The sequence below is a fragment of the Halogranum roseipondis genome (assembly GCF_059695585.1).
The window spans coordinates 973,187-985,892 of sequence record NZ_CM185235.1 but is presented as its reverse complement, the minus strand read 5'-3'; the positions used below and the strand labels follow the sequence as shown (position 1 = coordinate 985,892).

The following is a 12,706-nucleotide window of genomic DNA, read 5'->3' as shown; positions in this document are numbered from 1 at the left end:
ATCTTGTCACCGGAGGCGGGTCGTCTCGGCCGCTCGCCCCCTCGCCGCCCTGGATTCAGAGCAGCGCGCCGGCCGCAAGAACTGCCGCCAGCGCAATCGCCGGCGCGTCGAGTCGCGAGAACCGTAACTCCGGAAGCGTCGGGTTCCACGCGAGACAGCGCGCCTGCAGCGCGAGTGCGAGCGTGTCGGCGCGGCGGAACGCGCGGTTCAACCCCGCGGTCGCGACCAACTGCATCCGCTCTCGCACCGGTCGTTCGTCGCCGAGACGGGCGGCCATCGCCTCGCGAATCCGGCCGAGGTCCGACTGGAGTACCGGCAGAAAGCGGAAGACGAGCGCGACGCCCATCCCGAGGAACTGTCCCGCTCTCCCTGGTATCGTGCGTTGGATGGCCGCCCGCGACTCACGCGGCGACGTCGTCCGGACGTAGACGGCGCTGACGAGCAGCGCGAGGACGACCCGGTAGCTCGCGAGCGCCGTCTCCACCGCCTCGCTCACGACGAACCACGGCGCGCCGAGCGTCGCCCCGGCGACGAGCGGCCCGGCGACGAGCAGCGGCAGCGCGTAGCGGAACTCCCAGAGCGTCGTCCGCAGCGAGACTCGCGAGAGCGCGAGCATCCCCCCGGTCAGGAGGGTGAGCACGGCGAGACCGCGCGGCGTCGTGTGGGCGAACGCGGCCCCGACGAAGGCGATCTGGAGGAGGAGCTTCGTCCGCGGGTCGAGGCGGTGTGCGAGCGAATCACCGGGTGTGTAAGTCAGCATGTGGACGAGTCAGTCGAGGCCGGGTTCTGAGTCGACTGCGTCGCCGACGGAGGCGACCGACTCGGGGACGCGGACGTTCAGTCCGGCCAAGTCGTCGAGTGCGCGTCCGGGGTCGGCGTCGACGGCGACGCGGCCGTCGGCCATCGCCACGACTCGGTCGGCGAGCGCGACGACGTCCCGCAGGTCGTGTGTGACGACGACGACGCCCGTCCCCGCGGCGTGGAGTGCTTCGAGGCGGTCGAGCACCGAGCGACGGGCCGGTTCGTCGAGGCCGGTGAACGGTTCGTCGAGCACGAGGTGGTCCGGTTCCATCGCCAGCGCACCGGCGACGGCGACGCGCTCGCGTTCGCCGCCGGAGAGTTCGTGGACGCTCTCGCCCGCCCGACCGTCGAGGTTGACCGCGGTCAACGCCGCCGAGACGCGGCGGTCGATCTCCTCGCGGGGAAGCCCGAGGTTCTCCGGGCCGAAGGCGACGTCGCCGCCGACGGTGGCGGCGACGAGCTGGTCGCGCGGGTCCTGAAACACCATCCCGACTGCGGTCCGGGCGGCGACGAGGTCGTCGCCGACGGGGACGCCGTTGACGAACACGTCGCCCGCGTCGGGGTCGAGCAGGCCGTTGAAGTGGCGGACGAGCGTCGTCTTCCCGGAGCCGTTGGCCCCGACGAGGACGAGGAACTCGCCGTCGGGAACCGTCAGCGAGACGTCGTCGACGGCGACCGTCTCGCCGTAGCGGTGGGTGAGGTTGCGGGTTCGGATCATCGTCTCCTCCTCGTCGTTTCCAGCATCTACGCCGCCGCGATGGCGTCCGAGCGGACGATGCCGACGGCGGCGGCGATCTTGAACGCCTCGGCGGGGATGAACGCGGCCGCCCCGGCCATGAACGCCTCGACGGGGCCGAGTCCCAGCACCGCCATCAGTCCGGCGATGCCGAGCGCGTAGATGACGACCGTGCCGAGCACCATCGCCGCGACGAGCACCGGGACGCTGGTGTCACGGTAGTCGCCGAGCGACCCGCGGTGGACGACGAGTCCGACGACGGCGGCGGCGACGGGGTACGACCAGAGGTAGCCCAGCGTCGGTTCCGCGAGGAGGACGCCGAGTCCCGCCGCTCCGCCGGCGAAGACGGGCGCACCGACGGCACCCGCGGCCAGATAGAGCGACAGCGCGGCAGCGCCCCACAGCGGGCCGAGCATGATGCCCGCGAGGAAGACGCCCAGTACCTGCAGGGTTATCGGGGCCGGTGAGACGGGGTTCGGGAAGGAGACGAAGGCGAACGCGCCCATCAACGCGGCGAACAGCACCGCCCGAGCGAGGTTGCCGACGGCTTCGTCGCCGACCAGTTCCACGGAGTCGGTCGAGGTTTCCATACCCCTCCTCGTGTGTAAACTGTGTTGAACGCTTTGGTTGACGAGGACCCTCTCGCCGCCCCCGCTATTTTGGGAACAGGCTTTAGTACGTCCACGGAGTGTAATCCGTACCAATGGACGAGAAGACTGCCGAACTCCGTGATATCTTCATCGACACCACGGGGTCAGACACGGTGACCGAGAGCCAAGAAGAGGCTCGCGGGTCGCTCACCGAGACCGGCGGACAGACCGACGCACGGGTCACCGAGATCGTCGGGACGATGCGCGAGAAGTACACGTTCGTCTCGGGGCTCGACGACGACGACCTCCGTACGGTCGTCGAGCACTTCTACGAGGACGAGTCGGACGCCGACATCGCTGCGGCAGTCGGCGTCGACGAGGACACCGTCTTCGACGCGCGGATGGACCTCCACCTCGTACGCGAAACCGACCGCGATGCCCCCTTCGACCTCGACGAGCTCCGCCGACTACTCGTCGACGAGACGCCGATCGAGGAGCGGGCCGCCACCCTCGACACCGACGAGAGGGTCGTCGCCCACTACAGCGAAGTCGTCGAGGCCGACCTCGAGTCCACGCGGGCAAACGACCGCTTCCGCGACGAGTTCGAGGAACTGTTCACCGACTCGGCGCTCACGAACCGCATGGCGAGCGACGCCCGCGAGGACGGCCTCCGTGAGGCGACCGAGGACCTCGAGACCGACGTCTCGTTCTGACTCCATTCTTTCGACGTCTCGGTCCCCGTGAGCGACGCGTCTCTCTGTCGACGGGAGGTCGATCCCTGCAGTCGGTCCGACGGTTCAAGTGCGATGCCACGACCACTCCGTCCCGTGTCTTCACACGTACCGTTCAGCGACCTCGCCCGCGCGGCGTACTGTCCGCGACAGCTCTACTACGCTCGACGGGACGACGACCGAGGCCCCCCGGCCGACGTCGCCGAACGTCGCTCGCTCGCCTTCCGCTACCGCGAACTCCGGGACGCCGACGACGCGACGCTCTCGGGGCTCCCCGTCGACGTCAGTCCCGAGGAGTACCGGACGGCGATCGACCGACTCGCCGTCCGCGACGACTTCGACGCGCTCTGTGACCCCGCCGAGCGTGACGTGCTCCTCACCGGGAAGGACTGTCGCGGCGTCGTCCACAAACTGCTCGGGGGCGACGCGGAGCAGCCACCGACGCCGGTGCTCGTCTCGCCCGGCGACCCGCCCGACCGAGGCGTCTGGGAGCCGCAGGCGGTGCGAGCCGTCGCGGCGGCGAAGGCGCTGTCGTGGGTGCACGAACGCGAGGTTCCGCGAGCAGTCGTCGAGTACCCCACCCACGGCGTCGTCCGGACGGTCCGACTGACGACGCGGAAGAAGGCGGTCTACCGCGCGGCGCTCCGGACGGTCCGTGGGTTGGACGGGCCGCCGCCGCGACTCCGGGGAAGCGACAAGTGCGACAGCTGTGAGTACCGCGGTCGGTGCGGGGTGAAGACCCGCTCGTTGCGGTCGCTGCTGGGGTTGTAGCTCTCGGCGACCCCGAGACGAGACGCCCGCTGGCTGCGTTCAGGCGCGATCGGTCAACCACGCCTCGATCTCGTCGGCCCGCGCGCCGCGGCGGTGGATCACGCCGGACCCGGGGTCGACGACGGTGCTCTCGGTGCCGGGCGTCTCGCCCCCGTCGACGACGGCCCCGACGCCGTCGCGGATGCGCTCGTCGAGGTCGGCAAGTCGGGTGACGCTCGGCGACCCGCTGACGTTGGCGCTCGTCGCCGTCAGCGGGCCGGTCCCCGAGAGCAGCTCGCGGGCGATCTCGTGGTCGGGGACGCGGACGCCGACGCGACGCTTCCCGGAGGTCAGTACGTCGGGGACCTGCTCGCCACGTTCGACGACGACCGTGACGGGGCCCGGGAGGAACTCGCGCATGAACGCCTCCTCGCTCGGCGTCGGGTAGGTGTACTGGAGCGCGGTGTCGACGTCGGCGACGCCGAGCGAGAGCGGCTTGTCGTGGCTCCGTCGCTTCAGTTCGAAGACGCGCTCGATCGCGTCGGCGTCGAGTGCGTCCGCTCCGAGTCCGTACACCGTCTCCGTCGGGTAGACGACCGCTTCGCCGCGTGCCACGGCGTCGACGGCCGCGCTGACGTCTGCTCGCATAGTTGTCTGTGGGTGCCGTCCCCTCGAAAAGGCTCTGAATCCGTGGTCTACGCCCGCGACCGGACGGCCTCTTCGACCTCGTCGTAGTCGGGGAACTCCGGCCACTCGCTTGCGACCCAGGCGTACTCGACGGTTCGGTCCTCGTCGAGGAGGAAGATCGCCGGTCGAGGTTCGCTGATGCCCGCCATCCCGTCGAGTTCGTGGTCGATGCCGTACTCGCGGGCGATCTCGGCGCTCGGGTCCGAGAAGAGTCGGTAGCTCATCTCTCGCTCGCCGATGAACCGCTTGTGCGTGTAGGGGTCGGAGATCGAACAGCCGACGACGGTGACGTGTTCACCCAACTCCCGGTCGCGGAGTTCGTTCCAGATGTACGTCGAAGGGAACGCCCCGTCCATCGGGTGGAAGACGAGCAGTACCGGTCCCTCGTCCGTGAGTTCCGAGAGCGCGACGTTCTGCCAGTACTCGCCGTTGACGAGCGGGCGGACGAAGTCGGGGGCGGTCTCGCCGACGTCCACGTGGTCGGCCTCCTCGAGTTCGACCACGTCGAAGTCGACCATCAGGCGACCCCCCCGTAGGTCTTCTCGAGGTAGTCGACGATGTTGGCCGACTCCGACATCGTCACGCCGGTGTTCTCGTCGACGATGGCGGGGACGCTCCGTTTGCCACTGAGACGCTTGACGACGTTACGGTCGGAGTGCATCGGTTCGACGAACCGCGAGCGGTAGTCGAGGTCGTACTCCTGTAGTTTCCGCACGACGCGTTCGCAGTAGGGACACGCCTGAAGCCGGTAGAGCGTGATCGGTGGCTGGTCGTCCGACATGGACGACTCTTGGGTCGTTTCCCGCCTAAGCCCTTCGCTCGCGGGGATCCGTGTCGGGGGTCGACGACCGCTCGTTCCGCTCGAGCGGGTCTCTGAGGGTAACTCTTAATCCGTGCCCCCGTCAAGATGAGGTGTTACATGGGTTTGCCGCTGCCAGTCATCACTCTCGCCGCCTCCGGACTTGTCGCGCAACTGCTGCAGGCGTTGCCGACCGACGACCGCTCTATCACGATCGCTGGCGTCCTCGCCATCGCCATCCTCATCGGTCTCTCGGCGTTCTTCTCCTCGTCGGAGATTGCGATGTTCTCCCTCGCGAAGCATCGCGTCGACTCGCTGGTCAACGAGGGTGTCCCCGGTGCCGAGGCGGTCAAAGACCTGAAAGAGGACCCGCACCGACTGCTCGTCACCATCCTCGTCGGCAACAACATCGTCAACATCGCGATGTCGGCGCTGGCGACGGGGCTGCTCGCGGTGCTCGACTTCTCGCCGGGACAGTCCGTGCTCATCTCCACGCTGGGCATCACGACGCTCGTCCTGCTGTTCGGCGAGAGCGCGCCGAAGTCCTACGCGGTCGAGAACACCGAGTCGTGGGCGCTGCGGATCGCCCGCCCGCTGAAGATCTCCGAGTACGTCCTCCTGCCGCTCGTCGTCGTCTTCGACTACCTCACCCGCGTCATCAACAAGGTGACCGGCGGCCGGTCGGCGATCGAGACGTCGTACGTCACCCGCGACGAGATCCAGAACATGATTCAGACGGGCGAGCGCGAGGGGGTCATCGAGGAAGACGAACGCGAGATGCTCCAGCGCATCTTCCGGTTCAACTCCACCATCGCCAAGGAGGTGATGACGCCGCGTCTCGACATGACCGCCGTCCCGAAGGACGCCACTATCGACGAGGCCATCGAGACCTGCGTCCAGTCGGACCACGAGCGCATCCCCGTCTACGACGGCAACCTCGACAACATCATCGGCATCGTCAACGTCCGCGACCTCGTCCGCCAGAAGTACTACGGCGAGGGCGAGGGGACGCTCGTCGACACCGTCCAACCGACGCTACACGTCCCCGAGTCGAAGAACGTCGACGAACTGCTGACCGAGATTCAGGACAACCGGATGCAGATGGTCATCGTCATCGACGAGTTCGGGACGACGAGGGTCTCATCACGCTCGAAGACATGGTCGAGGAGATCGTCGGCGACATCCTCGAGGGCGACGAGGAAGAGCCGTTCGAACTCGTCGACGACGACACCACGCTCGTCCGCGGCGAGGTCAACATCGACGAAGTCAACGAGATGCTCGGACTCGACCTTCCGGAGGGCGAGGAGTTCGAGACGCTCGCGGGGTTCATCTTCAACCGCGCGGGCCGCCTCGTCGAGGAGGGCGAAGAGATCTCCTACGACAACGTCGTCATCCGCATCGAACAGGTCGACAACACTCGCATCATGAAAGCTCGCATCACGAAACAGGAGATCGAGGACGTCGACGAGGAACCCGAAGCGGAAGTCGAGAGCGGGAACTGACGCGCCGAACACGACTCTGGCCGACGGCACCGATCACTCTGTCCGTCGACTCCTCTAATAACGAGTGTCCGTCATCACACACTCGACCGGCCGCTGTCGTCCGGTCGGCTGGGGAGACAGCTGCACGAGCTCCTATAGATCCGATGCCATCGAACGGAGAGCGACCGCGCCCGCTCGGTGCCGGGTACCGGCGTGACGGCCGCAGTCAGACGAGCGAGTCGACGCCCGTGAACACCGCGTAGCTCACCCCGAGCGCGAGCGCCAGTGAACCGACCCACGCGAGCACCGTGTAGAGCATCTTCTGTCGGCTGACGCCCGCGCCGCCGGCGGCGTACCCGCTGCCGACGATGGCCGAGACGATGATCTCGTTGAACGAGACGGGGACGCCGAGAGCGACCGCCGCCTGTGCGATGGCGAAAGAGGGGATGAGCGCCGCGATCGAGCGGCGGGGGCCGAGCGAGGAGTAGTCCTGCGCCAGCGCCTTGATCATCCGTGGGGCACCCGTCCACGACCCGACGAGCAGGCCGACGCCACCGCCGACGAGCAGCGCCGTGAGCGGGACGGTGACCTCCTCCAGCAGCGGGACGAGCGGACCGATGGCGAGGCCGACCTGGCTCCCGCCAGCGGAGAAGGCGACGAGTCCCCCGAGCGCGAGCAGGAAGCGCCGTTGCCCGCGGGCCTCGTCCCGCCGCATCTCGTAGGCCAACGCGCCGGCCGCGAGCGAGGCGAGGAGCAGCATCGCGACGATGGGGCCGGCGTCGACGCCGGCGACGACCGGGAGCGGGATCCGGGCACCGACGACCTGCGCGATGGAACGCGGACCCGCTGGCCCGCCGAGCAGTGCGAACTGGATCGTCGCCACGAGCACGCCGACGACGCCGGCGAGCAGCGGGACGGCCACCCGTTCCGGGACGCGCTGGCTCCGGAGCGTCCGGGCCGTCGCGTAGGCGATGCCGCCGCCGACGAAGGGGGTGAGCACCCACAGCGTCGCGATCTGCTGGTACTTCGCCCACGCGGGGTCGCCGCCGAGCGCCAACCCGACGCCGACGACGGCCCCCGTGACGGTGAACGCGGTGGCGATGGGGTAGCCGGTGAAGACGCCGATCGCGACGAGTCCGGCCGCGGTGAGCAACCCGACGACGGCCGCCGTCGCCGTCAGCGACTGGCCGACGATGAGTTCGGTGCCGACGGCGTTGGTGACGTTCTGTCCCTGCAGGACGGCCCCGAAGAAGCCGAGGAGGCCGACGACGAAGCCGGCCCGCATCACCGAGATGGCGTTCGCACCGACCGCGGGGGCGAACGGCGTCGACCCCGAGGAGCCGGCACCGATGGCCCACGCCATGAACAGACTGGCGAGCGCGGCGACGCCGAACGTGCCGAGCGTGACGGCGTCGACCATCAGTGTCCCCCTCGCTTCCCGAGTCGCCCGTTCGGCGTCGTCGACACGGTCCGTCGCATCCGCACGTCAGTTCCCACGACGACCCCGGTCGTACCCCTCGCGGAGTCCCGTCAACGTCCGTCTGACGAACAGATACGAGAAGAAGACGAACACCAACATGACGACCAGGAGACCGGTGAAGACGGGGTTCTGGGCGAGAAAGTCGACAACCCCCTGCAGCACGAGCGAAGACATATCCGCCCTTTCCGGCGGACGCTCCAAAGCCGTTTCGGCGAGAGGGGGAACACTCATACTGCCACGTCGGAAATCCGCGACCGATGGCCGATCTGCTGCCCTCCACGTCCGACGCCGCGGGCCCCGGTAGCGACGACCCGCGCGTCGTCGGCCTCGACAGCGACGACGCCGACGACCTGCTGTCTGCGCTCTCCTCTCGGACCGCCCGCCGTATCCTCGCGGAACTCCACGAGGAGCCGGCCTCGCCTTCGGCGCTCGCGGACCGTATCGACTCCTCGCTGCAGAACACCCAGTACCACCTCGAGCGACTCGAAGACGCCGGCCTCGTCGAGGTCGGCGACACCGTCTACTCCGAGAAGGGCCGCGAGATGAAGGTGTACGTCCCGGCGGACCGCGCGCTCGTCGTCGTCGCCGGCCGCGAGGAGGAGACGACGGGGTTGAAGGCGACGCTCCGCCGACTGCTCGGCGGGGTGGGCGTGCTCGGCGTCGCCAGTCTCGTCGTCGACCGCGTGCTCGGCGGGCCGACGACGCGACTGTTCGCGACCGGCGGTGCCGACGGCGGTGGCGCAGGTGGCGCGGGTGGGGGGACGGACGGCGGCGCGGCACCCACGAGCGGCGGCGACGCCGGCAGCGGGTCCGGTGGGAACGCGAGCGGCGACGCGGGCGGCACACCGGCGGCCGACGTCGACTACCAGAGTGGGGACGCGGGGAACGCGACGGTCACCGAGGACGCCGTCGAGACGACCCGTGTGGCGGGAGACGCCGCGTCGACCGCGGAACCGACCGCCGTCCCGACGTCGACGCAGGTGGCCGAGTCGACCGAGACGGCCGCCGACGGCGTCGCTTCGACGTCCACGCCGACGCTGGACGCGGAGACGACCCGCACGGCGACGGAGACCGCCGTCGACGCCGCCGACCCGACGATGGTGGACGCGGTGGCGGCGTCGCCCGGCCTCCTCTTCTTCCTCGGGGGGTTGACGGTGCTGCTGTTCGTGCTCGCGGTGCGGTCGGCTAGTAGGTAAAACAGCTCTTTGAGCCTACCAAGTGTATTTGATAGCAGGCGACGTAGCTACGGCTGCGACCGCCCGCTTCGGCCCTCCCACACGCTTCGACGACTGCACTCCGTCGGAGGCGACTCCCCGTCTCGACCACCTCGTCGGTCTGCGACCACCCCTCGTTCGGAGCGGGCGGCGTGTCCCTCCCGTCGCTCCCGCTGCGTTCGGCCCTCCACCGTACCCGACCGTTCCACGAGCACGGCGACGGCCCCCGCGCACCCTCTTCTCCGCGCTCACTCTCGCTTTCGGATCGTGAACTCCTCGAACACCTCGCCGTCGGGCGTGCAGAGCCGTCCCCGGAGGCCGCCCGTCGTCTCCTCCAGTTCGGCGTGTGCCGCCCGGTAACCGCGTGGCTGTGCGTGGCTCCCGGGGTTCAACAGCGCGAGCGGTCCCGTCGCGTCGAACGTCGGGCGGTGGCTGTGGCCGAAGACGACCGCGTCGGCGTCGCGCTCGCGCCCGAACAGCGTCAGCGCCGTCGCCCCACCGCTGCGGGTGTGGGTGACCGCGAGGCGGACGCCGCCGTACTCGACGGTTCTGACCTCGGGGATCCGACTGCGGATCGCGGCGTCGTCGTTGTTGCCGAAGACGGCCCGGAGTGTGTCGGCCTCGTCGTAGAACGCGTCCAACACCGACTCCGTCATGAAGTCGCCGGCGTGGACGACCAGCTCCGCCTCGCGGACGGCCTCCAGCGTTCGACCGGTGAGTCGGTGACCCGCGGTGCTGTGCGTGTCGGAGACGACGGTGAGCATACGCCCCGTTCGGCCGGGAGGTACAGAAACCTGCCGTCGTATCGGCCGACGGCGACCCGATTCGAGCGAGCGGGGCGGAATCGTTAACCGGCCCCCTCGTGAACCGGACGTTCATGGCTGGTAGCAAGTCGGTCGTCATCGCGGCGCTCATCGCCAACGGGGCGATTGCGGTGTTGAAGTTCTTCGCGTTCCTCTTGACCGGCAGTCCCTCGATGCTCTCGGAGACGTACCACTCGATCTCGGACACGGGCAACCAGGTGTTCCTCCTCGTCGGCATTCGGTACAGCGGGAAGGATCCCGACCGCTCGCACCCGTTCGGCTACGGGAAGGCGCAGTTCTTCTACAGCTTCCTCGTCTCGGTGCTGCTGTTCGGTATCGCCGGCTGGGAGTCGCTGAAACACGGCTACGACAAGCTGGTCCACGGTGGCCACGCCGGGTCGACGGACCAGGCGGTCGAGTTCCTCGGGGTCACCTTCGACCCGAACCTCCCGTTCGACCCCATCTGGGTCAGCGTCGCCGTGCTGCTCGGTGCCATCGCCTTCGAGACGTACGCGTTCGTGAAAGCGAACGCCGAACTCCAGCGACAGATCGGCGAGTACGGCTGGTCGGGCATCCCCGAGGCGTTCCGTAAGACGAGCGACGTGACGACGCTCACCGCGTTCACCGAGGACGCGATCGCCCTCGGCGGGGCGGCGATCGCCCTCGGCGGCATCCTCCTCTCGCGGTTCCTCGACAACCCGGCGTACGACGCGGCGGCCGCGATGCTCATCGGGCTCTTGCTGATGGGGTTCGCGCTGGCGCTGGCGTGGGAGAACAAGCGACTCATCCTCGGCGAGAGCTTCGCCGCCGACGTCGAGACCGAACTCCGCGAGGTCATCCGCGACCACCCCGGCGTCACTCACGTCGACGGCTTTCGGACGATGTTCATCGGGCCGGGGAAGGCGCTGGTCGCCGCCGACGTCAGTTTCGACAAGGAGCTCGTCACCGGCGACATCGACGCGGACATCAGACAGATCGAAGAGAAGCTCAAACGGGCCGACAGCCGGGTGAAGACGATTTACATCGAACCGGAGCTGTGAGCCCGTAAGCGCGTTTCTCGGCACCTACTCCGTCCTCTCGACGACAACACCGCCGCTCGTGTCGAGTACGTAGCCACCCTTGGTGGGTCGTTCGTCGTCACTGTTCAGTCGATGTGTTGTCGTCGCTGATAGACGTAGTAGCTGAGTGCTGGAATCGAGACCAAGTACGTCATCCAGAGAACGACCCCGAAGAGGTGCAAGAGTCCAGCGAACCCGTACACGAACGTGTTTGGTGCCCACTCTCCGCTCTTCCTGAGCGCACGAGCGTCGAGGGCAACCGTGGCCAGAACAACCAGTGCGAAGATGACTGCGACCCATTGACTGAGGACACTCAAGACGAACCCAGCGAGAAAGCTCCACAACTCCTCGTTCATCGCCGAGAGCATCGTTCTCGACCCGACGTACGAGGCGACCGTCAGCAGCGGGACGAGCGGAAACGCGTAGACGCCGTAGCGCCACGAGGAGTTGGAGGGCGTGGACACACCGCGGGAGTCAGTCGCCGCCGAAATATGTCTGTCGGGTCGCCGACAGGCTCACTCGTCCAGCGCCAGCGACGCCAGAAGCGCCTCCAACTGCACCTGTTCGTTCGCGCCCTCCGTGATCCGATAGTCGGCCTCGCCGATGCGTTCCATCAGGCGGACCGTCGCCCGCTGGTCGATGTCGAACTCCCAGACGCTGCGGTGGAGTTGGTCGATGATGTCGCCGCCGGCCATTCCCGTGTCGGTGAGGAGGGTGTCGAGCGTCGAGCGGGCCTGCGCGAAGTCGCCGTCGATGGCGGCGGTCACCATCGACTCGATCTCCTCGGGACGGGCGGTGCTCGTGATCAGGTAGACCGCCTCCTCGTCGACGACCTCGCCCGTCGTCGCGGCGGCCTGCAGCGAGTTGATCGCGCGGCGCATGTCGCCGTCGGCGGCGTAGACCAGCGCGTCGAGTCCCTCGTCCGTGATCTCGATCCCCTCCTCGTCGGCGATCTTTCGGATCTGTCCGGCGACCGCGTCGTCCGAGAGCGGCGCGAAGCGGAACACCGCACACCGCGACTGGATGGGGTCGATGATCTTCGAGGAGTAGTTACACGAGAGGATGAAGCGCGTGTTGTCGGAGAACTGCTCCATCGTCCGGCGGAGCGCCGACTGCGCATCGGAGGTCAGCGAGTCGGCCTCGTCGAGGAAGATGATCCGATAGTCGTGGCCGCCGAAGGAGGCACGTGCGAAGTTCTTGATGCGGTCGCGGACGACGTCGATCCCGCGTTCGTCGGAGGCGTTGAGTTCGAGGAAGTTGCCGCGCCAGTCGTCGCCGTAGACCTCGCGGGCGATGGCGGTGGCGCAGGTGGTCTTGCCGATGCCCGCCGGTCCCGCAAAGAGGAGGTGGGGGAGGTCGTGCTGGGCGATGTAGCTCTCCAGCCGGTCGACGATGTCCTCCTGCCCGTAGACGTCGTCGAGCGTCTGCGGTCGGTACTTCTCGATCCAGATCTCTCGGCCCGGCGACGAACTCTCGGCCTCGCTCATACCCGTTGTAGGTGCGGGTCTCCTGATAAACTCCCCGAGAGCGAGCGGTCGGCGGGTCGAGATCGACCCCGGCGAATCGTCACCGGGGA

Annotated in this window: 15 protein-coding genes and 1 pseudogene; 5 read left to right on the top strand and 11 right to left on the bottom strand. The window is 68.3% G+C overall.

Going from position 1 to position 12,706, the window contains the following annotated elements; genetic code table 11:
- Positions 1–55: 55 nt before the first annotated feature.
- Genes EOHIBHHM_RS05320 through EOHIBHHM_RS05310 form a run of 3 tightly spaced genes read right to left on the bottom strand, consistent with a single transcriptional unit; the run spans position 56 to position 2,127 of the window.
- Positions 56–760 carry an energy-coupling factor transporter transmembrane component T family protein gene (locus EOHIBHHM_RS05320; protein WP_497255319.1) on the bottom strand — a complete coding sequence of 235 codons (705 nt, stop codon included), beginning with the start codon at positions 758–760 and terminating at the stop codon, positions 56–58.
- Positions 761–769: 9 nt separating this feature from the next.
- Complete coding sequence (locus EOHIBHHM_RS05315) at positions 770–1,519, bottom strand: energy-coupling factor ABC transporter ATP-binding protein (protein WP_497255317.1); 750 nt, start codon at positions 1,517–1,519, stop codon at positions 770–772.
- 26 nt (positions 1,520–1,545) lie between these two features.
- Positions 1,546–2,127: a biotin transporter BioY gene (locus tag EOHIBHHM_RS05310; protein WP_497255315.1), complete on the bottom strand. Its 582-nt coding sequence runs from the start codon at positions 2,125–2,127 to the stop codon at positions 1,546–1,548.
- Positions 2,128–2,240: 113 nt separating this feature from the next.
- On the opposite strand from EOHIBHHM_RS05310, the gene EOHIBHHM_RS05305 reads away from it, so the two are divergent.
- Together EOHIBHHM_RS05305 and EOHIBHHM_RS05300 are read left to right on the top strand one after the other, a co-directional pair.
- Positions 2,241–2,840: a conditioned medium-induced protein 4 gene (locus EOHIBHHM_RS05305; protein ID WP_497255313.1), complete on the top strand. Its 600-nt coding sequence runs from the start codon at positions 2,241–2,243 to the stop codon at positions 2,838–2,840.
- Positions 2,841–2,954: 114 nt separating this feature from the next.
- The gene (locus EOHIBHHM_RS05300) at positions 2,955–3,629 is read left to right on the top strand and encodes a CRISPR-associated protein Cas4 (RefSeq protein WP_497255311.1); all 675 of its coding nucleotides are present in this window, start codon (positions 2,955–2,957) and stop codon (positions 3,627–3,629) included.
- A gap of 39 nt (positions 3,630–3,668) precedes the next feature.
- On the opposite strand, the gene EOHIBHHM_RS05295 is transcribed toward EOHIBHHM_RS05300, so the two are convergent.
- Genes EOHIBHHM_RS05295 through EOHIBHHM_RS05285 form a run of 3 tightly spaced genes read right to left on the bottom strand, consistent with a single transcriptional unit; the run spans position 3,669 to position 5,076 of the window.
- Entirely contained in the window at positions 3,669–4,256 is a 588-nt protein-coding gene (locus EOHIBHHM_RS05295) for an L-threonylcarbamoyladenylate synthase (RefSeq protein ID WP_497255309.1), read from the bottom strand.
- Positions 4,257–4,303: 47 nt separating this feature from the next.
- A complete protein-coding gene (locus tag EOHIBHHM_RS05290) occupies positions 4,304–4,813 on the bottom strand; it encodes a redoxin domain-containing protein (protein WP_497255307.1) in 510 nt (169 codons plus the stop codon).
- Complete coding sequence (locus EOHIBHHM_RS05285) at positions 4,813–5,076, bottom strand: glutathione S-transferase N-terminal domain-containing protein (protein WP_497255305.1); 264 nt, start codon at positions 5,074–5,076, stop codon at positions 4,813–4,815. Before EOHIBHHM_RS05285 ends, EOHIBHHM_RS05290 begins: the two co-directional genes overlap by 1 nt.
- 138 nt (positions 5,077–5,214) lie before the next feature.
- Between EOHIBHHM_RS05285 and EOHIBHHM_RS05280 the strand changes: the two are divergent.
- Positions 5,215–6,596, top strand: a pseudogene (locus EOHIBHHM_RS05280) (hemolysin family protein).
- Positions 6,597–6,801: 205 nt separating this feature from the next.
- Here EOHIBHHM_RS05280 and EOHIBHHM_RS05275 read toward each other — a convergent pair.
- Both EOHIBHHM_RS05275 and EOHIBHHM_RS05270 read right to left on the bottom strand, forming a co-directional pair.
- On the bottom strand, positions 6,802–7,995 hold the full coding sequence (locus EOHIBHHM_RS05275) for an inorganic phosphate transporter (protein WP_497255303.1): 1,194 nt from the start codon (positions 7,993–7,995) through the stop codon (positions 6,802–6,804).
- Positions 7,996–8,061: 66 nt separating this feature from the next.
- Positions 8,062–8,229 (bottom strand): DUF7859 family protein, encoded by a 168-nt coding sequence (locus EOHIBHHM_RS05270; RefSeq protein ID WP_497255301.1) that lies wholly within the window; start codon positions 8,227–8,229, stop codon positions 8,062–8,064.
- Positions 8,230–8,312: 83 nt separating this feature from the next.
- Here EOHIBHHM_RS05270 and EOHIBHHM_RS05265 point away from each other — a divergent pair, with 83 nt between their 5' ends.
- Entirely contained in the window at positions 8,313–9,251 is a 939-nt protein-coding gene (locus EOHIBHHM_RS05265) for an ArsR/SmtB family transcription factor (RefSeq protein WP_497255299.1), read from the top strand.
- Between the two features lie 266 nt (positions 9,252–9,517).
- Here EOHIBHHM_RS05265 and EOHIBHHM_RS05260 read toward each other — a convergent pair whose 3' ends face one another.
- On the bottom strand, positions 9,518–10,033 hold the full coding sequence (locus EOHIBHHM_RS05260; protein ID WP_497255297.1) for a metallophosphoesterase: 516 nt from the start codon (positions 10,031–10,033) through the stop codon (positions 9,518–9,520).
- A 113-nt stretch (positions 10,034–10,146) separates the two neighbouring features.
- On the opposite strand from EOHIBHHM_RS05260, the gene EOHIBHHM_RS05255 reads away from it, so the two are divergent.
- Positions 10,147–11,112, top strand: a complete 966-nt coding sequence (locus tag EOHIBHHM_RS05255; protein WP_497255295.1) for a cation diffusion facilitator family transporter — start codon at positions 10,147–10,149, stop codon at positions 11,110–11,112.
- Between the two features lie 104 nt (positions 11,113–11,216).
- Here the strand turns inward: EOHIBHHM_RS05255 and EOHIBHHM_RS05250 are convergent, their stop codons facing one another.
- Together EOHIBHHM_RS05250 and EOHIBHHM_RS05245 are read right to left on the bottom strand one after the other, a co-directional pair.
- Positions 11,217–11,594, bottom strand: a complete 378-nt coding sequence (locus EOHIBHHM_RS05250) for a hypothetical protein (protein ID WP_497255293.1) — start codon at positions 11,592–11,594, stop codon at positions 11,217–11,219.
- A gap of 51 nt (positions 11,595–11,645) precedes the next feature.
- The gene (locus tag EOHIBHHM_RS05245; protein WP_497255291.1) at positions 11,646–12,617 is read right to left on the bottom strand and encodes a replication factor C small subunit; all 972 of its coding nucleotides are present in this window, start codon (positions 12,615–12,617) and stop codon (positions 11,646–11,648) included.
- Positions 12,618–12,706 lie beyond the last annotated feature (89 nt).